At 60.1% G+C, this 19,462-nt stretch carries 16 protein-coding genes and 2 rRNA genes (1 of these 18 cut by a window edge); 10 read left to right on the top strand and 8 right to left on the bottom strand.

What is annotated here, in order from left to right; all coding sequences use genetic code 11:
* Nucleotides 1-209: 209 nt before the first annotated feature.
* Nucleotides 210-1,667, top strand: coding sequence for a TrkH family potassium uptake protein (locus CKO42_RS18745; protein WP_200247374.1), 1,458 nt, complete (start codon nt 210-212; stop codon nt 1,665-1,667).
* 188 nt (nt 1,668-1,855) lie between these two features.
* On the top strand, nt 1,856-2,185 hold the full coding sequence (locus tag CKO42_RS18740) for a tetratricopeptide repeat protein (RefSeq protein WP_200247371.1): 330 nt from the start codon (nt 1,856-1,858) through the stop codon (nt 2,183-2,185).
* Between the two features lie 23 nt (nt 2,186-2,208).
* Here CKO42_RS18740 and xseA read toward each other — a convergent pair whose 3' ends face one another.
* Nucleotides 2,209-3,585 (bottom strand): exodeoxyribonuclease VII large subunit, encoded by a 1,377-nt coding sequence (gene xseA / locus CKO42_RS18735; protein ID WP_200247369.1) that lies wholly within the window; start codon nt 3,583-3,585, stop codon nt 2,209-2,211.
* 145 nt (nt 3,586-3,730) lie between these two features.
* Between xseA and guaB the strand changes: the two genes are divergently transcribed.
* The 5 genes from guaB (at nt 3,731) to CKO42_RS18710 (ending at nt 9,678) form a co-directional block, all read left to right on the top strand.
* A complete protein-coding gene (gene guaB / locus CKO42_RS18730; protein ID WP_200247367.1) occupies nt 3,731-5,197 on the top strand; it encodes an IMP dehydrogenase in 1,467 nt (488 codons plus the stop codon).
* A gap of 140 nt (nt 5,198-5,337) precedes the next feature.
* The gene (gene guaA, locus CKO42_RS18725; protein WP_200247365.1) at nt 5,338-6,912 is read left to right on the top strand and encodes a glutamine-hydrolyzing GMP synthase; all 1,575 of its coding nucleotides are present in this window, start codon (nt 5,338-5,340) and stop codon (nt 6,910-6,912) included.
* A gap of 83 nt (nt 6,913-6,995) precedes the next feature.
* Nucleotides 6,996-7,427 carry a tRNA adenosine(34) deaminase TadA gene (gene tadA, locus CKO42_RS18720; protein WP_200247388.1) on the top strand — a complete coding sequence of 144 codons (432 nt, stop codon included), beginning with the start codon at nt 6,996-6,998 and terminating at the stop codon, nt 7,425-7,427.
* 281 nt (nt 7,428-7,708) lie between these two features.
* The gene (locus tag CKO42_RS18715; RefSeq protein WP_200247362.1) at nt 7,709-9,043 is read left to right on the top strand and encodes a TAXI family TRAP transporter solute-binding subunit; all 1,335 of its coding nucleotides are present in this window, start codon (nt 7,709-7,711) and stop codon (nt 9,041-9,043) included.
* Nucleotides 9,040-9,678, top strand: coding sequence for a BMC domain-containing protein (locus CKO42_RS18710; RefSeq protein WP_200247361.1), 639 nt, complete (start codon nt 9,040-9,042; stop codon nt 9,676-9,678). The genes CKO42_RS18715 and CKO42_RS18710 overlap by 4 nt, the downstream gene beginning before the upstream one ends.
* Before the next feature lie 183 nt (nt 9,679-9,861).
* On the opposite strand, the gene CKO42_RS18705 is transcribed toward CKO42_RS18710, so the two are convergent.
* Nucleotides 9,862-10,437 (bottom strand): class I SAM-dependent methyltransferase, encoded by a 576-nt coding sequence (locus tag CKO42_RS18705; protein ID WP_242479522.1) that lies wholly within the window; start codon nt 10,435-10,437, stop codon nt 9,862-9,864.
* Between the two features lie 248 nt (nt 10,438-10,685).
* On the opposite strand from CKO42_RS18705, the gene CKO42_RS18700 reads away from it, so the two are divergent.
* The gene (locus tag CKO42_RS18700; protein ID WP_200247359.1) at nt 10,686-11,279 is read left to right on the top strand and encodes a hypothetical protein; all 594 of its coding nucleotides are present in this window, start codon (nt 10,686-10,688) and stop codon (nt 11,277-11,279) included.
* A 75-nt stretch (nt 11,280-11,354) separates the two neighbouring features.
* Here CKO42_RS18700 and CKO42_RS18695 read toward each other — a convergent pair whose 3' ends face one another.
* The 4 genes from CKO42_RS18695 to CKO42_RS18680 form a co-directional block, all read right to left on the bottom strand.
* Nucleotides 11,355-12,164 (bottom strand): endonuclease/exonuclease/phosphatase family protein, encoded by an 810-nt coding sequence (locus tag CKO42_RS18695; RefSeq protein ID WP_200247356.1) that lies wholly within the window; start codon nt 12,162-12,164, stop codon nt 11,355-11,357.
* Nucleotides 12,165-12,343: 179 nt separating this feature from the next.
* Nucleotides 12,344-13,054, bottom strand: a complete 711-nt coding sequence (locus CKO42_RS18690; RefSeq protein WP_338034953.1) for a c-type cytochrome — start codon at nt 13,052-13,054, stop codon at nt 12,344-12,346.
* A 180-nt stretch (nt 13,055-13,234) separates the two neighbouring features.
* Nucleotides 13,235-13,858, bottom strand: coding sequence for an SCO family protein (locus CKO42_RS18685; protein WP_200247352.1), 624 nt, complete (start codon nt 13,856-13,858; stop codon nt 13,235-13,237).
* 418 nt (nt 13,859-14,276) lie between these two features.
* Nucleotides 14,277-14,816 (bottom strand): gamma carbonic anhydrase family protein, encoded by a 540-nt coding sequence (locus CKO42_RS18680; RefSeq protein WP_200247349.1) that lies wholly within the window; start codon nt 14,814-14,816, stop codon nt 14,277-14,279.
* A gap of 128 nt (nt 14,817-14,944) precedes the next feature.
* Between CKO42_RS18680 and CKO42_RS18675 the strand changes: the two genes are divergently transcribed.
* Nucleotides 14,945-15,523, top strand: a complete 579-nt coding sequence (locus tag CKO42_RS18675) for a CNP1-like family protein (RefSeq protein WP_200247347.1) — start codon at nt 14,945-14,947, stop codon at nt 15,521-15,523.
* A 105-nt stretch (nt 15,524-15,628) separates the two neighbouring features.
* The gene (locus CKO42_RS18670) at nt 15,629-17,695 is read left to right on the top strand and encodes a M3 family metallopeptidase (protein WP_200247344.1); all 2,067 of its coding nucleotides are present in this window, start codon (nt 15,629-15,631) and stop codon (nt 17,693-17,695) included.
* 241 nt (nt 17,696-17,936) lie between these two features.
* Here the strand turns inward: CKO42_RS18670 and rrf are convergent.
* A 5S ribosomal RNA gene (gene rrf, locus CKO42_RS18665) occupies nt 17,937-18,052 on the bottom strand.
* A gap of 104 nt (nt 18,053-18,156) precedes the next feature.
* Nucleotides 18,157-19,462 (bottom strand): 23S ribosomal RNA (locus tag CKO42_RS18660) (it continues 1,596 nt past the right edge of the window).

The following is a 19,462-nucleotide window of genomic DNA, read 5'->3' as shown; positions in this document are numbered from 1 at the left end:
TCGGTCCCGGCCTGGGTGAGGTCGCTGCCAACTTCGCAAGCGTCGATGATGTGGTCAAATGGCTCGGCGTCTTCGGTATGCTTGCCGGGCGGCTGGAGATCTTTACCCTGTTGATCCTGTTTCTTCCCGCTTACTGGCGCCATTGAGGCTCGTCGCCTCAGCGCCGCTGTGCCCGAATCGTCACCGCTGCGCGAGAGACCAGATCATCCATGCTGAAACGCTTGCTGACCGTGCAGAAGGTCCTCGGCCTGCTGCTGATCCTGTTTAGCTTCTCGATGCTGGCACCGGCGATCGTCGCACTCATCTACCGTGACGGCGCCTTGCTGCCCTTTCTCTATGCGTTTGCGCTGATTCTGGGCATCGGCGTGCTGAACTGGCTGCTCGCCTTTCGCGCCAGTCATGAGCTGCGGGTGCGTGATGGTTTTTTGGTGGTGGTGCTGTTCTGGGTGGTGCTCGGGCTCTCGGGCGCGATCCCCTTCTGGCTATCGCCGGAACCTGATCTCTCACTCACGGACTCGGTGTTTGAGTCGATCTCGGGGCTAACGACAACCGGAGCCACCGTGATCCTGAGCATCGATGATCTGCCACACTCGATGCTCTGGTATCGCCAACAGCTGCAATGGCTCGGCGGCATGGGGATCATCGTGCTCGCCGTGGCGGTGCTGCCGATGTTGGGGATCGGCGGTATGCAGCTCTACCGCGCCGAGATGCCCGGGCCGATGAAGGAGAATAAGCTCACACCGCGCATCACCGAGACCGCGAAGGCGCTCTGGTATATCTACCTTGGACTCACCATCGCCTGTGCCCTTGCCTATTGGCTGGCCGGCATGGGCGGTTTTGATGCCATCGGCCATGCCTTCTCGACCGTCGCCATCGGCGGTTTCTCAACCCATGACGAAAGCATGGGCTATTTCGATAGCACCTTGATCGAGATGATCGCGGTGGTCTTCATGTTGCTCGCCGGTATGAATTTCGCCCTGCATTTCGTCGCCTTTCGGCGCCGCTCGCTCACCGCCTACAGCCATGACAGCGAACTGCGGTTCTATCTGTTCTTGATGATCGTCGTGACCACGATCGTCACCATCGCGCTGTTCTATACCGACACCTACATCGACTGGGAAGACTCGTTCACCCACGCGCTGTTCCAGACCGTTTCGATCGGCACCACCACCGGCTTTACCACCGACGCCTTCTACTACTGGCCGCCGTTCATCGAGATCCTGCTGATCTTTCTCGCCTTCGTCGGCGGCTGTGCTGGCTCAACCGGCGGCGGCATCAAGGTGATTCGGTTCCTGTTGCTGATCAAGCAAGGGCTGCGCGAGATCGGTCGCCTGATCCATCCGAACGCGCAGATGCCGGTGCGGGTCGGCGGCAAGGTCATCAACCATCGTGTGATCGATGCAGTCTGGGGCTTCTTCTCCCTCTATGTCGCAACCTTCACGCTGATGTATCTGGCGCTCGCCGCAACCGGGCTTGATCTGCTGACCGCCTTCTCGGCCGTGGCCGCCTGCATGAATAATCTCGGTCCGGGGCTCGGCACCGTCGGCGCCCATTATTACGACATGCATGACACGGGAATTTGGATACTTTGCATGGCGATGCTGCTCGGTCGCCTCGAGATCTTTACCCTGCTGGTGCTCTTTAGCCCTGCCTTCTGGCGGCGCTGAGCCATGCTGTTCGAACACGCAGACCGCACTGCACAACGTGAGATCTGTCTTCGACTGCCGTTTTTCGGTTCAAGGCAGCTGACCAGCAGGCGAACAGTCGCCTGGAGTGATGACCGCCCAGACGCTTGCCTCTTGGCCTGATCGAGACCATCGTCTTGCCTCAATGATCACCAACAACGGACCAACCGATGGGCATCATCGACAATCTCGAGGCGATGCGCGCCAAAGGCCAAGACTCGGCGCTGATGCGCTACAGCCTTGGCAACGAATATCTGAAGCAAGAGCAAACCGACCAGGCCATCGAGCATCTGGCAGAGGCGACAGGGCAAGACCCCAACTATTCAGCGGCCTGGAAGCTCTACGGCAAGGCGCTGACGCAGGCCAGCCGCTATGCCGAGGCCGTCGAGGCATTGAACCGCGGCATCGAGGTCGCTGAGGCAAAGGGCGATGCTCAAGCGGTGAAGGAGATGCGGGTCTTTCTGAAACGCGCCCAGAGCGCTCTGGATGCATCAGGCTGATCGGCAATTTGAAGACAATCGCCTTAGCTTTCAGAAGCAGCGGTCGACTCAGTGACCCGGGCCTCGAAACTGCCTTCCGCCACCCGAACTCGAATCCGAGCGCCGGGCGGGACTTGTTGCGGCCGATAGACCAGGCTGTCCGTTGCATCGGTCACGATCGCATATCCTCGCGCCAGGGTGGCGAGCGGACTGCGCGCTTGGAGTCCGGCAGCGAGCATCGCTAGGCGTTCGCGACGTCGCTCCAGCATGCTCGCGCCAACATGGGCGAGGCGCTCTCGGGCGAGCGCCAAACAGTCGGCATCATGGCGCAGCCGATGCACTGGCGAGGACAGCTGCAGGCGCCGCTGCGATCGATCCAAGCGCGCCCTCGCATCCACCAGGCGCCGCTCGACAGCGCGCTCGAGACGACCCTGCAGCTCGTCGATGCGCTGCTGGCGCTGTTCGAGGCGGGTGCGCGGATGCAGAAGCTGCAGATGGCGCTCAAGTGCTGTTAGCCGCTGGCTCGCCGTTGCTAGCCCGCGCCGCAGCGCGGCCCCAAGCCGCACCTCGAGCGCCTGCAGATGCTGCTGTGCCTGACTGCGGTCAGGCGCCACCCGTTCGGCCGCCGCGGAGGGCGTCGCGCCACGCTGGTCGGCCACCAGATCAGCGATACTGAGATCGACCTCATGGCCGATACCGGTGACGATCGGCAGCTCCGAAGCACCAATCGCACGCGCCAGCGCCTCATCGTTAAATGCCATCAGGTCCTCGAGCGAGCCGCCACCGCGGGCCAAGATCAGCAGATCGCAGTCTCGGCGCCGATTGGCCAGCTCGATCGCCGCAATCAATTCCTGGGCTGCCGCTGCCCCTTGAACCGCGCTGGGGTAAATCAGCACCGGCAGCAGCGGGAAGCGCCGCCCGAGCACCGTCAGCAGATCATGCACGGCAGCGCCACTGGCCGAGGTGATCAGCCCAACCTGGCGCGGATAGGCCGGCAGCGGCCGCTTACGCTCTTCGGTGAACAGCCCCTCGGCGGCGAGGCGGCGCTTGAGCTGCTCGAGCGCCAAGCGCAGGGCACCATCGCCAGCCGGCTCCATCTGTTCAACGATCAGCTGATAGTCGCCACGCTGTTCGTAAAGCCCAACGCGGGCGCGGACCAAGAGTTGCTGGCCGTTGGCCGGCCGCACGCTGAGCAACCGGCGCTTGCTCTTGAACATCGCGCAGCGCACCTGCGAGGCGCCATCCTTGAGGCTGAAATAGAGGTGGCCAGAGGCCGGCTGCGAGAGGTTGGACAGCTCACCCTGCACCCAGAGCAGCGGGAAGCTGCTATCGAGGACCGCACGCACCTCGGCATTGAGGCGCGAGACACTGTAGATGTCGCGCGAAAAATCGATGATGGGGGAGGCTGGAGAGGTCGGCATGGGGTAGGTTAGCCGCACCGGCATCGGCTACGATTGCAGGATGTCGTTGCCGATACCTGCTTGAATTCCTATGATAGTGAGTTAACTTTTCGGAATCCACCGCTCTGCGTGGTTCCAACCCATCCCCAGTTTTCGAGGTTCCGCCATGCGCCTGATCGAGGAAGCCCTGACATTCGACGACGTGCTGCTCGTCCCAGCGCATTCAACTGTCACCCCAAACGCGGTCGACCTCAGCACCCTGCTCACGCGAGAGATCGAGCTGAAGATCCCGCTGGTCTCGGCGGCGATGGATACCGTGACCGAATCGCGACTCGCGATCGCGATGGCACTCGAGGGCGGCATTGGTATCGTGCACAAGAACCTGTCGGTCGAGCGCCAAGCGCGCGAGGTGCTTGCGGTCAAGAAGTATGAGAGCGGCATCATACGCGATCCGATCACGGTCGCGCCGGATCTGAGTATCGGCGAGGTGCTGGCGCTAACCCGCGCGCACAATATCTCCGGCGTCCCTGTGACTGAAGGGAGTCGGCTGGCCGGTATTGTCACCGGTCGTGATCTGCGCTTCGAGCGCCGGATGGATGCGCCTGTCTCCGCCATCATGACACCGCGCGAGCGTCTGGTCACGGTCAAGGAGGGCGCCAGCCGCGACGAGGTAGTCGCGTTGCTGCATCAACATCGGATCGAGAAGCTATTAGTGGTCAACGACGCCTTCGAGCTGCGCGGGCTGATCACGGTGAAGGATATCCAGAAGGCGACCGACTTCCCGAAGGCCTCGCGTGATTCACATGAGCGTCTGCGGGTCGGCGCGGCCGTTGCCGTCGGACAGGGCACGGATGAGCGGGTGACCGCACTGGTCGAAGCTGGCGTCGATGTGCTGGTGGTCGACACCGCCCATGGTCATGCGCAGGGGGTCTTGGATCGCGTGCGCTGGATCAAGCAGCATTTTCCGGATGTACAGGTGATCGGCGGCAACATTGCGACAGCCGATGCCGCAACCGCGCTGGTCGAGGCTGGCGCCGACGCCGTTAAGGTCGGCATTGGCCCAGGGTCGATCTGCACCACGCGCATCGTCGCCGGGGTTGGCGTACCGCAGATCACGGCGGTCAGCAACGTGACCGGGGCGCTCGAGGGTACCGGGGTGCCACTGATCGCCGACGGCGGGCTGCGCTACTCGGGCGACGTCGCCAAGGTGATCGCCGCAGGTGCCCATAGCGTCATGGTCGGCGGACTCTTCGCCGGCACTGACGAGGCACCCGGCGAGGTCGAGATCTATCAGGGCCGTTCGTATAAGTCGTATCGCGGCATGGGCTCGCTTGCCGCCATGGGCCAGAAGGATGGCTCCAGTGATCGCTACTTCCAGGAGCAGACCGATAAGGAGAAGCTGGTACCGGAGGGCATCGAAGGGCGCGTGCCGTACAAAGGCAGCGTGCTCAATGTGACCACTCAGTTGATTGGTGGACTGGCCTCGAGCATGGGCTACACCGGCTGCCGAACCATCGAGGAGATGCGCACCAAACCGATGTTCGTGCGCGTCAGTGCCGCGGGCATGCGCGAGTCGCATGTGCATGATGTGCAAATCACTAAAGAGGCGCCGAACTACCGCATTGATAACTGATGCCTGACGGAGATGGCGAGCACTGCAACGGGAAGCCTTCCGGCTTGCCAGCTCCAGTGAGCCGGTGAAACGACTCGATCACTGGAAACGACTTCAACGCGCATTCGGCCGCCCGCTCCGGCGAGCCACTCGAGACCCTCATGTCTAACATCCACGCCGACCGTCTTCTGATCCTCGATTTCGGCTCCCAGTACACCCAGCTGATTGCGCGCCGGGTGCGTGAGGCCGGCGTCTACTGCGAGCTGCATCCCTGGGATATGCCGCCTGAGCTGATCCAGGACTTCAAACCCGCTGGGATCATCCTCTCTGGGGGTCCGCAATCCGCGCATGCACAGGAGACTCCGCGGGCAGCGGACTTGATCTTCGAGCTCGATGTGCCGGTGCTTGGCATCTGTTATGGCATGCAAACCATGGCCGCTCAGCTCGGTGGTGAGGTCGCACCCGCGCAGCAGCGTGAGTATGGCTATGCACAGGTGCGCGCCCGTGGTCATTCACGGCTGCTACGCGACATCGAAGACCAGACCAGCTTAGAAGGTTATGGACTGCTTGATGTCTGGATGAGCCATGGCGATCGCGTTGAGCGTCTGCCGGACGGCTTCTCGGTCATCGCCACGACCACCAACGCACCGCTGGCCGGGATTGCTGACGAGGCGCGTCGATTCTATGGCATCCAGTTCCATCCGGAAGTCACCCATACGCGTCAGGGCCAACGCATTATCGAGCGCTTTTGCCACGAGATCTGTGGCTGTGGCCGTCTGTGGACGCCATCCAACATCATCGAGGACGCGATCAGCGCCATCCATGCCCAGACCGGGGATGACGAGGTGTTGCTCGGCCTGTCCGGCGGGGTCGACTCATCGGTGGTCGCAGCGCTGCTCCATCGCGCCATCGGCGATCGTCTGACCTGCGTCTTCGTCGACAATGGCCTGCTGCGCCAGGGCGAGGGCGATCAGGTGATGGCCACCTTCGCTCGTCACATGGGCGTGCGCGTGCTACGGGTCGATGCCGAGGCCCAGTTCCTCAAACAGCTCGCGGGCGTCAGCGATCCAGAGGCAAAGCGCAAACGCATTGGCAATACCTTCATCGAGGTCTTCGAGGCCGAGGCGGCCAAGCTCCCCGGCGTCAAATGGCTCGCGCAGGGGACGATCTATCCGGATGTGATCGAGTCGGCCGGCGCCAAGACCGGCAAGGCCAAGGTGATCAAGTCGCATCACAATGTTGGCGGGCTGCCGGAGCGCATGCGCCTCGGACTGGTCGAACCGCTGCGCGAGCTGTTCAAGGACGAGGTGCGGCGCATCGGCATCGAGCTCGGCCTGCCCGCTGAGATGGTCTATCGCCATCCCTTCCCCGGCCCCGGGCTCGGCGTGCGCATCCTGGGCGAGGTGCAGAAGGACTCTGCCGATACACTGCGGCTCGCGGACCATCTCTTCATTGAAGAACTGCGCCACGCCGAGCTTTATGATCGGGTCTCGCAGGCCTTTGCGGTATTCCTACCGGTGCGCTCGGTCGGTGTGGTTGGTGACAACCGCTGCTATGAACATGTGATTGCACTGCGGGCGGTCGAGACGGTGGACTTCATGACAGCGCGTTGGGCGCATCTGCCCTATGACTTCCTCGAGCATGTCAGCACCCGGATTGTGAATGAGGTGCCCGGTGTCTCCCGCGTCGTCTATGACGTGACCGGCAAACCGCCGGGCACGATCGAGTGGGAGTGAGTCAAGCGCTCTCGATGCCAACCGCTGAGGCCGCCGTTTCACCAACCGACGAGCATGGGGGCCAGCCGCCGCATGAACGCTGGATGCAGCGTGCCCTCGAGCTCGCTGAACGGGCCTCCGAGGAAGGCGAGGTCCCGGTCGGCGCGCTGGTCGTCCGCGACGGCGAGATCCTTGGCGAAGGCTGGAACCAGCCCATCGCGAGCCACGACCCGACCGCCCATGCCGAGATCCAGGCATTACGTGCGGCAGCCCGATTCGCTGAGAACTATCGGCTACCGGGAGCGGACCTCTATGTGACCTTAGAGCCCTGCCCGATGTGTGCCTCAGCCATCGTCCACGCTCGCATCCGGCACCTCATCTACGGCGCCAGCGACCCCAAGGGCGGCGCCTGCGGCTCAGTGTTCGATCTGCTGCCGTCAGATGGCCGTTTCAATCATCGCACCCTCTGCACCGGTGGCGTGCTCGCTGATGACTCGAGCGAGCTGCTGCGCGCATTCTTCCGCGCCCGACGTTAAACACAGCTCAGAAACAAGCGGAACACCTCGATCAGCGATGCTAGTTGAAGAGGTACAGGGTTGGTCACGCGCCGTGAAGGTTCAGCCAATGTCGCCGGCCGTTCATGCTGTTTACGTCAGACGCGTTGACCTCCAGATCAACGTTTGGCGCATCTTGCGCAGCCTCAGCCACGGCTCTCGTATGGAAATTGCGGTATCATTAGGGGTTTAGTCCCTGCTGCGGTCGACCTTGACGATGGGCACCGGGATCAGCAGTCGATCGGCCCGGAACCCTGCTTTTGATGAATCCGCAACGTCGCAGCTTCAAACTGCGCGGAAGGCTGGAGATGCTCGCGCTGTTTGGCGGCGGCGCACTCTTGGTCATCGCGGGGATTGCTGTTGCCTTGCAGTTCGTCAAACCAGCACCGCCACGCCAGATCAGTATGGCAACCGGTCATCCGGAAGGGGCCTATTATCAGTACGCGAAGCGTTATCAGGCGATCCTGGCCAGAAACGGCATCGAGCTCGAGCTGATCGAGACGCAAGGCTCGGTGGATAATCTGGCGCTGATGTTGCAGCCGGAGCGCGATGTGGATCTCGCCTTGATCCAAGGTGGGGTCGCAAGCAAGGCCCAGAGCGCCGAGCTGTCTGGGCTCGGCAGCCTGTTCTACGAGCCCGTCTGGTTGTTGACCCGAACCGGCAGCAGGCCGATTCCACTGAATCAGTTACAGGGCGCTCGCATTGGCATCGGCCCGGAAGACAGCGGAACACGCTTTCTGGTGCAGCGCATCCTGGCCGCCAATGGCATCGATACGGGCAATGCAGACCTCGTCGTCGAGGGTACCGAGACCTCCGGCCAGCGCCTCGCGAATGGTGACCTTGACCTGATGTTTGTCGTCGGCTCACCAGACTCGCCGTTGCTTCTGAAGCTAGTCGCAGACCAGCAGATCGAGCTTCAGAACCTTGGGCGCGCGGACGCCTATGCTCGCCGGTATGACTGGTTGACGATACTGAAATTGCCCGAAGGAACGCTGGACCTCAAACGCAATGTACCTGCGGAAGACTTGCAGATGATCGCAGCAACGGCAAATCTGGTTGCACGCGAAAACTTCCACCCGGCGTTGGTCGCCTTAGTGCTCTCTGCTGCCGCTGAAGTCCATAGCGGACAACATCTGCTGTCCGGCGCCGACAGTTTCCCGACCTCAGCCAACAGCGATTTTCCGTTGAACAGTGATGCCGCGCGCTTCTACAAGAGCGGCCCGCCCTTACTGCAACGTTGGCTACCTTTCTGGGTCGCTAACTGGATCGACCGTATCAAGATCATGCTGGTGCCGTTGCTTGCGCTGCTGCTGCCACTCTCAAAGATGCTGCCTCCAGCCTATCGCTGGCGGATTCGCCGGCGCATCCTGCATTGGTACAAGGACCTAAAGAGCATCGATCTCGAGCTCGACGCCGCCCAGCTCGACGCCAGGCGCCTGCATAAGCTGCACGCAGCACTCAACATGATCGAGAGGGACGTCGCACAGGTTGATGTACCGCTGGGCTACTCCGACCAGCTTTACCAGCTTCGCCTCCATATTGCATTCCTGCAGAACAAGCTGGAACGACTCACCCAAGCCCCGGAAGGGACCGCATGATCAAGCTTCGCACCTATATCTACATCGACTCCCTACAGCCGCAGCTTGCCGAATACCTCGGCACGGTGTCCCAGGGCTTTTTGCCGGTGCCCGGCGATGCCTGCATGTGGATCGAGGTCTCGCCAGGCATGGCCGTGCATCGGCTCACCGATGTCGCACTCAAGGCGACCCGCGTCCATCTCGGACAGCAGGTTGTGGAGCGCGCATTCGGCTCGATGGTCATCCATCAGCGCGATCAGAGTGATGTCCTCGAGGCCGGTAACGCCGTCCTGCGTACGCTGCGGGCGCGCGAGGATGATCGGCAGAAGTGCCGAATCGCTTGGAACGAGGTGATCCGCGCGATGACGCCAGATCACACCGTCTTGATCAACCGCCAGAACCGGCGCGGCTCGATGATCCTGCCCGGACAAAGCATGTTCATCTTGGAGACCGAGCCTGCGGGCTACATCGTCTACGCCGCGAATGAGGCCGAGAAAGCGGCCAATATCACCTTGATCGACGTTCGCGCGGTCGGCGCTTTCGGCCGCCTGACACTCTCCGGTAAAGAGGCAGACATCGACACTGCCGGCCATGCAGCGGTCAATGCCGTTAAGGCGCTGTCTGGAGCTGAGCGACCAAGCGCGACGCAATTCTGATGCTAGGCCACAATCAAAACGACCTGCACAGGCAGGGTGGAGCAAGTGCAGCGGTTCCAATAATCGGCCTGACCAACTGTTCACGTTGTTTTTGAACCGGTCCTAAGCGGCAGCAGACGCGTCTTCACAGCACGGACCGTCAGCGTGCCGGTCGTTGCTGTACCGGCACAGCCGTTCCCTCCTTTACTTGCGAAACAGCAGGAAGTAGTTGCCCTGGAGTGCCAGGGGCTCCTTAACCAGTTCGAATCCCGCCGCCTCTAGCTCGTCGATCACCTGGGCCCGGCCAGCGCGCACATGACCCATGACCCAGCTCGAACTCAAGCCAGGCATGCGCCGAAAGTCGATCAACGCCAGGCGCCCCGTTGGACGCAGCGCAGCGCGAATCGAGTCAAGCATCAGCTGCGGATACTCAAAGTGATGATAGGTATCGGCGATGAAGACCAGATCAACGCTGTCCGGCGGCAATTCAACCGTCTGCTGCGAATTGACAATGGGCACGACGTTTCCGAGCCCGAGGGCGTTCGCCCGCACGGCGATCGCATCGATAAACGATGGCGAGATATCGACGGCGTACACGCGACCGGCGGGACCGACGCGCTCGGCGAACAGCATCGTGAAGAGCCCGGTGCCAGCACCAAGATCGGCGACTGAATCACCGGGTTGCAGCTGCAGTGCATCAACAATCTGCACGCGGCGATCGTACAACTCTCGGCCCTCGCGCTCGAAGACAGCCTTCCAGCGCTCCGGGTCGGCGTCCAAATAATGCTGGTTGATTTCGGGCTCAACAGCAGGAGTCGCCGTCGTGCCACCAAGTGCCGGCAACACTATTGCAGCGGCAAGAACGGCAACTGTGACGACAAGCCTAGGGCGAGCAACATGCAACATGGCAAGCAGCATCTCTCTATCAGAGGGCAAACGAGCGTTGATGAACTTCGACAAGTTAGGCTCGCCCTGGGTTTCATCCTCTCGCACACGATTGAAATAACGCCTAGGAGTCATTGATTCTGATGATCAGTATCAGTACAGCGAGATCGGCAACAGACCTACGCCTCCATAACGGCAGGCTGCTATTGAGCCCAGAAGACCCGATGGCTGCAGCACCAAGCCAAAGCCTGGTAGCACAGCTACTCGATGGCGGTCTGATCGCGACAGCATCGCCGGCAAGCGCCATGCGGTTCGCGCCGGGCGAGCGTTTATTCGAGTACATCGGCTTTACGGGCTGCGCCGTGCAGTTCGACCAAGGGCCAGATAAGGGGGCGGGGCTCGCAATCGAGATCGATGGGCCGTTCGATGCGCCAAGGTTACGTCGTGGCCGCAACACCCGCCCACCTCGCTGCGCTCAGTGTCGACGCCCGTTAGTAGACTGGCAGGAACAGATTGACCAGACCATCAATGGCGAACTGCCGATACTGAATTGCACCAGCTGTGGCGCTGACGCGCCGGGCTGGTCCTGGGGCTGGGGTCGCCAAGGCGGTGCCGGACGTCTCTTCGTCAACCTTGAACCAGTCTTCCCGGGCGAGGGTCGGCCGTTGCCCGCCTTCTTCACACTGCTTGAGCAGATCGAACTGGGTCCCTGGCGGTACTTTTATGTCCAGGATTAGACCGACACAGGGCACTTCAAACGAAGAAGGATGGCGGCAATGTGCCGGAAACGCGTCTGGAAGCCCCCAGCACGATCAAGCTTCTGTCGCGAGGCCAGATCGCAACGCAGCAACAGCTCCCGCTTCGGGCGCTAGCAGATCAACACCGTCCGGCAGCTCAACCTCCATGCTGATTGGAAGATGATCCGACAACGCGTAGTCGAGAACACGCGCAGCGGTAATGCGCAAATGCGGCGAAACTAAGATGTGATCGAGGTTGCGCTCCGGACGCCAGCTCGGAAAGGTCTTCAGCTCGCAGTCGAGGCCGCGCAGGCCCGCTGCAGCGATTGAAGCGCGCAACAGTCGAGATCCGCATCCGCAGTTAAAATCGCCCATCAGGACGATCATTCGGTAGCTCCGGGCAATATCGACCAAGTAATCAAGCTGGCGGCGCTGGGCTCGACGCCCAAGGGCAAGATGGAGCACACAGACGGCAAACGGCTCGTTGGCGTTGGTTGGGAATTCGACCACCATGGCGCCACGGCCGGGGAGCCCGGGTAGCTTGTGCTCAGTCACAGCCCCCGGACGGATTCGGCTCAGGAGTCCATTGCTATGCCGAGCGAGATGGCCAAGCTCGCGGTTGACCTGCGACATCCAGTAGGGGTAACCGGCTTCCTGCGCGAGATACTTCGCCTGATCGATATAAGCGCTCCGCAGACTTCCGGCGTCGACCTCTTGTAGCCCGATAATGTCAAACCCTTGCAGAAGGGCGCCGATGCTTGCGAGATTGCGTTGCCGCGCCGCGTGCGGAATCAGATGTTTCCAGCTGTTGGCGAAATAGTCGCGATAGCGCCGCGATTCGATGCCTGCCTGGATGTTGAAGGTGAGCAGGCGGAGGCTGTTCACTGTGCACTCGTGCGGCCAAGTAATAATTCGGGGCTCGGCAGTTTCTAGGACAGGTTGTCGCCAAACATCCAGCGCAGATCGGGTAGACAGAGCGAGGCTGGCGATGAACGCCAACCTCGCCTATGGCGAAAACCAGATAGAGGAGTCTAGACGAGCAACAGCTTGATTGACGCGCTCAGTTACTGGCTGAGCCCTTCGATATAAGCAGCGACCGCCTCGATCTCGTCGTCCTTCAGATTTGCAGCGACCCCGCGCATCATGCCGTTAGGATCATTGGCCCGCTCTGCATTCCGGAAGTAATCAAGCGTTTGGGCGGTATATTCCGAGTACTGGCCGGCAATCCGCGGGAACCGAGCAAGATTACTGCCAAGCCCTGCTGGACCGTGGCAGCCAGAGCAGGCGGGCACGCCGGTCGCCGCGTTACCAGCACGGTAGATGCGTTCGCCCTTCGCCACCAGTTCCTCTTCGGCGATACCGCCAGATTGAGGAAGGCTAGAATAGTAGGCGGCCATATTGCGCATCTCCTCATCGCTCAGAGGCATCGCCATCGGCGTCATCTGTGCGTTCCAGCGCTCGCCGTTCTTAAAGTTCTGTAGCTGCTTGTAGATGTATCGCGGATGCTGACCCGCGAGCTTCGGCCAGACCGGCTGGCCCGGGATACCGTTACCATCAAGACCATGACAGGCCTGGCAAATCTGGCCAGCCTTCTCTTTCCCTTTCTGCACATCGCCGCCGACGTCGGTCGAAAGCTCGCTCGCAGAGGCGGCATGGATGCCGACCAGCGTAAGCATGGTGGAGGAAAAGATTCCGGCGATCAGCGATGTCTTCATAGTCACTACCGTTGCGTCGATATTCGTGGATGGCGGGCCACCGGCTTGAGCCTTGACCATGCAAATCCAGGTATATATATCAGAAATTAACAATTTAGGTCAACGCGTCAACCCGGGCTCCCGGGCTCGATGCCTGTGCAGGCTAGAGACGGCCTGCCGTCAGAGAAGTTCCAACAAAGCTGCGAACTGGCGTCACTCTCAGCTTCGACACAGGCTGCAATCATCAGCGTTGGTTGCAACCTAGCTTTGGTTGGTCTCGCCAAGGTGACTGCGCAGGATCGCGCCGATCTCTTCAGCCGGCGTCGCATGATCGAGCACCTCATCCAAACGTCCAGCTTGATCGATCACGTAGGTATAGGCCGAATGGTCGACCGTATACCCCATCGCCGAGCTGCCCGCATCGTTCCGTTGGTAAGCCGCACCATACTGTTTGGCAGCAGCAGCCAGCTCCTGAGCCGATCCAGTCAGCCCAAGTATGCTCGGGTGAAAATACTGGACGTAACCAGCGAGACGCTCTGGCGTATCCCGTTCAGGATCGACGCTCACGAAGAGGACCTGCACTTGGTCGAGCGCGTCAGCGTCTAACCCCCGCAGTGCGAGCGCGATGATGGCCAGATTGGTCGGACAAATGTCTGGGCAGAAGGTGTAGCCGAAGTAGAGCAGAACCACCTTACCCTGGAAATCCGACAGCTTGACTGGCCCCTCAGCCGAACTCAACTCAAAATCTCCGCCGACTGGACGTGCCTCCAGCTCCAGCGGACTATGGCCCATCTTGCCGACCGGAGCAGGCTCCCAGGCAAACGACAGCCAAAGCAATAGGCTGCCTAGGAGCAGGATCACGATGATAGGAATCGATTTCGACATCGCGTGTTTCGGATACGGGCTCATGGACCCAAACGGGAGCAACGATCGCAACGGACTTACTCGCCTGGCACCGCGCTCCTGCGGTTGATCAATCGCGCGAGATTCAGGTTAAGGTGCTTAGCTTAGCGTATCGCCACCCTAGCGCCGCTCTGGAGGATGAAGGGACTGCTTCGCGGTCACCCGCCCGGCTCGAACAGGCTAAACCCAAGCCCAACAGTTTCCCCGATTTCGCGCCACCGGCACCATGAGGATGCGCAAAGAGCCCCAGCCTGAGCTGTTTGTCCGGCGCGGAACCGTCGCCAGAGCAGGTGTGAACGCGAATCAAGCGCTTCAGTGCCTGGAGGTGGTGACGCGCCATGTTAACGTTGACGTGAATCTCACGCGATGTCTTTTCTGGAGTGGCGCCGCACCATGATCGTTAGAGCGCTGTCGCACGATGCTTGATTGCCAGCTCAATGTAATGCTGAGCAGCGTAGTCTAGATACTCGAGCTCGAGGTCGGTCAAGGTCCGAGCCGGCTTGGCCGGCGCCCCGATGTACATGAAGCCGCTTTGCAAGACCTTGCCGGGCGGCACGACCGCGCCGGCTGCCAGCATCAGTCGAGGACGCAAGACGGCCCGATCCAGTACCCTGGCGCCAATGCCGATCAAACAATGATCATGCACTTCACAGCCATGTAAGGTGGCGTGGTGGCCAATGGTAACGCGCTCGTGGACAATCGTCGGCGCACCACCAGGTAGAAAACGACTGTCGTGCGAGACGTGGAGCACCGAGCCATCCTGAACGTTGCTGCCAGCGCCGATGAAGATGCGGTGGATGTCGCCGCGCAGTACTGCGGTCGGCCAGACCGAAGCCTGCGGCTGAATCTCGACGTTACCGATGACAACAGCGGTCTCGTCAATCCAGGCATCAGCCGCAATGCGCGGCTCGAGCCCCTGATAACTCCTGACGTTGTTCATCGCGCTATCCTGGTACCTCTAGGGTGATCGATCTTACCGAGATGCTACCACGACCCCAGCCCGTAACTGTGGTTCCGCAGGCGCTTTGATATGCTGTTGACCACAATGAAGCAACCCGTGAACCGGTGATGAAGATGCGGTTGTCTAACCTGGCCATGTGCCTCCTTCTGTCGACGATGGTCACGCCTGCGAGTGCCGAGTCGCCTTTTGTCTTCGGGCCCGAAGAGGTCGTCCCGAAAAGCATCAAGCCCGGAGCGAAGTGGAAGGAAAGGGCTGTGAGCTTGCCAGCATGGCCGAAGGACGTGGATCTCATCGAGATCCGCCTGGATCGCCCCAACGCGCTTTTCACCTACTCGATCGACCGCGCCAGCCTCGCCACCGGTCGCGACGGCGTGGTTCGCTATACCATCGTTGCTGAAGCGGGCAGCGGCGCACGCAACGTCACCTTCGAAGGCATTCGTTGCACGCCAAACGGCGCTTACCGTCTCTACGCCTTCGGCCACGGCAGGGCCTTCAAGCTCGCGACCGGCGGAGACGACTGGCAGCCAATCGGAGCATCGGCGGGCGATGCAGCACGCAAAGAACTCTGGCGGCACTACCTGTGCATACCTCGGCTATTCAAACCCCGACCAGCCCGAGATCAGCTTCGGATGCTGCGCAGTGGACGGGTGCCGGAGATCGAAAACAGTGGCTTTCTCACAAACTAGACCGAACCAGTTCGAACTAGGCCGGTTTGAAACAGCGGTCAGGAACCGGCATCTCAGGCGCTACACATGGCGCAGATACGCGCCCGCTAACCCTGCTGGTATCCTATGCCAAATCCACTCCTTAACGACCTACCCCATCCTAATTTCAACGCAATCAGACCGGAGCATGTCGAGCCCGCGATCGAACAATGCATCAGCAATGGCAGGCGTCTAGTCCAGAGCCTCACCGTGGACACGACCACGGCAACCTGGGACTCATTCGTCCAACCGATCGAAGAAGAAGATGACCGACTTGCTCGCGCCTGGTCGCCCATCAGCCATCTCAACGCCGTAATGAGTTCCGACGAGCTACGGGTGGCCTATAACGCCTGCCTTCCCAAGCTCAGCGAGTACACAACCGAAATGGGTCATAACGAGTCCCTTTACTGTGGCTATAAACAGGTCTTAGAGACCGACGACCTAGATCCAGCACAGCGCAAGATGCTCTCGAATGCGCTCCGAGACATGCACCTCGCGGGCGTCGACCTGCCGCCAGAGTCGAAGGCACGCTTTAAAGAGATCAACCGAGAGTTATCTCGTCTCAGCGCCAAATACGAGGAGAACCTGCTCGATGCCACCCATGCATGGCATAAGCACCTCACCAACCTCGACACACTCGACGGCCTGCCTGAATCTGCTATCGGGCTGGCCAATCACTTGGCGGAAGAACGTGATCTGAAGGGCTGGGTACTGACCCTGGATCTCCCATCCTACCTCCCAGTGATGAAGTACGCGCACAATCGCGAGCTCAGGCGAGAGCTGTATGAAGCCTACGCAACCCGTGCCTCAGATCAGGGGCCGAACGCCGGGCGCTGGGACAATACCGAAGTCATCGAGGCGCTGCTTGCGCTGCGCCATGAGCAAGCGAAGCTGCTGGGATTCGACAACTTCGCCGAGGTATCACTCGAGCCCAAGATGGCGCGGAGCACGACGGAGGTCATGGCGTTCCTCGAGGATCTCGCACAACGCTCTGCGCCGCAAGCACGCCACGAAATGGATAGCCTCCAAGCATTCGCTCGCGCCAACGGTGGCCCCGAACAGCTCGAAGCATGGGACGCCTCCTACTGGTCCGAACGCCTGCGACAGTCCCAATACGCCATTAGTGACGAAGAGCTAAAGCCCTATTTTGCATTGAATCGGGTTCTCCAAGGCATGTTCCAGATTGCGGAACGCCTATTCGATGTCCATATCAAGCCGGAACCAGGCGAAGCCGATGTCTGGCACCCAGACGTTAGCTTTTATCAGATCACCAATGGCGATGGCGAACTGATTGCGCAGTTCTATCTTGACCCATTCGCGAGACAAAAGAAGCGCGGCGGGGCATGGATGGATGTCTGCACCAATCGACTGATTAGTAAACATCGCCACCAGATCCCAATTGCTTACTTGGTCTGCAATTTTACCCCTGCCGTGAACGGCCAGCCTACCCTTCTGACGCACGACGAAGTGCAGACCCTATTCCATGAGTTTGGCCATGGCCTGCATCATATGCTGACTCGCGTCGACTATCCGGCTGTGGCCGGTATCAACGGCGTACCCTGGGACGCAGTCGAGCTACCAAGTCAATTCCTCGAAAATTGGTGTTGGGAGCGCGAAGCATTGGATCTCTTTGCGACCCATTGGGAGACCGGGCAGCAACTACCTGAAGCGCTCTATCAGCGCATGCGATCGGCTCGCAACTTTCAGTCCGCCATGCAAACGGTAAGGCAGCTTGAATTCGCCATGTTCGACTTTCGCCTCCATCTCGAGTACGCACCTGAAACAGGGAGCCGCTTCCCGGAGATCTTGGCTGAGGTCAGGAGCAAGTTAGCACCGATCCAACCGCCGGCCTTCAATCGCTTCGCTCACGGCTTTTCACACATCTTCGCCGGCGGTTACGCTGCGGGCTACTACAGCTACAAATGGGCAGAGCTGTTGGCCGCTGACGCTTTCTCACTATTCGAAGAGCGCGGCATACTGGATGTGCAGAGCGGACGCGCATTCCGCGAGCAAATCCTCGAACGCGGCGGTTCCGCCGACCCGATGGAGCTCTATGTCGGATTTCGCGGCCATGAGCCCACCATCGAAGCCCTGCTTCGACACACGGGGATTGTTTGCGCTGAAAACCAGCACAACGCGGATCTGACTTCCTAGCCAGACTGAAAATAACGTCAACAAACATAGCGCAGTAGCTTCATAGCCACTGCGCGCAGAACTGAGTTCCACTTCAGTCTCAAGGTCATTTGGCACTTGCGATTGTTCAGTCGGGTTCTGAACGCATAGCCCAAAAAAGCATCCACCTAAACAATACGGCGCGCGCTCAAAATCAGAACAAATAAAAAAGCCCACTCGTAAAAAATTACGAGTGGGCTTTCCAGCCATGTAGGCAAATAAACCCTGGCGATGACCTACTTTCGCATGGGGAGGCCCCACACTATCATCGGCGATGCACCGTTTCACTGCTGAGTTCGGTATGGGATCAGGTGGTTCCAGTGCTCTTTGGTCGCCAGGAAAATCGGAGGCGCATCGGGTGTTGAGCCGATGGCCTATTGTTTGGTGTGATCGCGGAGGTGCGAGCGGTGTGCGCTCAGCAGTCCAAAATGTTTGGGTGTTATATGGTCAAGCCACACGGTCAATTAGTACGGGTTAGCTTCACTGGTTACCCAGCTTCCACATCCCGCCTATCAACGTCGTGGTCTACGACGGACCTTCAGGGGCATCGAGTGCCCAGGGAGATCTTATCTTGGGAGGGGCTTCCCGCTTAGATGCTTTCAGCGGTTATCCCGTCCGTACGTAGCTACCCGGCAATGCCACTGGCGTGACAACCGGAACACCAGGGGTACGTCCACTCCGGTCCTCTCGTACTAGGAGCAGCTTCCCTCAAATCTCCAACGCCCACGGCAGATAGGGACCGAACTGTCTCACGACGTTCTAAACCCAGCTCGCGTACCACTTTAAATGGCGAACAGCCATACCCTTGGGACCGACTTCAGCCCCAGGATGTGATGAGCCGACATCGAGGTGCCAAACACCGCCGTCGATATGAACTCTTGGGCGGTATCAGCCTGTTATCCCCGGAGTACCTTTTATCCGTTGAGCGATGGCCCTTCCATACAGGACCACCGGATCACTAAAGCCTGCTTTCGCACCTGCTCGACGTGTCTGTCTCGCAGTCAAGCACCCTTATGCTTTTGCACTCAATGCGCGATTTCCGACCGCGCTGAGGGTACCTTCGCGCTCCTCCGTTACTCTTTGGGAGGAGACCGCCCCAGTCAAACTACCCACCATGCACTGTCCCTGACCCGGATCACGGGCCTAGGTTAGAACTTCAAACATACCAGGGTGGTATTTCAAGGTTGGCTCCACGGCAACTGGCGTCGCCGCTTCAAAGCCTCCCACCTATCCTACACAAGTAGGTTCAAAGTCCAGTGCAAAGCTGTAGTAAAGGTTCACGGGGTCTTTCCGTCTAGCCGCGGGTACTCGGCATCTTGACCGAGATTTCAATTTCACTGAGTCTCTGGTGGAGACAGTGCCGCCATCGTTACGCCATTCGTGCAGGTCGGAACTTACCCGACAAGGAATTTCGCTACCTTAGGACCGTTATAGTTACGGCCGCCGTTTACCGGGGCTTCGATCAAGAGCTTCTCCGAAGATAACCCCATCAATTAACCTTCCGGCACCGGGCAGGCGTCACACCCTATACGTCCGCTTTCGCGTTTGCAGAGTGCTGTGTTTTTAGTAAACAGTCGCAGCGGCCTGGTCACTGCAACCCCTCTCCGCTCCGCCCGCAAGGGGCTTCACGTAACAGGGGCGTACCTTCTCCCGAAGTTACGGTACCATTTTGCCTAGTTCCTTCACCAGAGTTCTCTCAAGCGCCTTGGGATTCTCACCCTGCCCACCTGTGTCGGTTTTGGGTACGGT

Source organism: Lamprobacter modestohalophilus (assembly GCF_016583905.1).
Classification (GTDB): Bacteria; Pseudomonadota; Gammaproteobacteria; order Chromatiales; family Chromatiaceae; genus Lamprobacter; species Lamprobacter modestohalophilus.
Note: the sequence above shows the minus strand (reverse complement) of the source record. Positions and strands in the feature narration are given on the sequence as shown.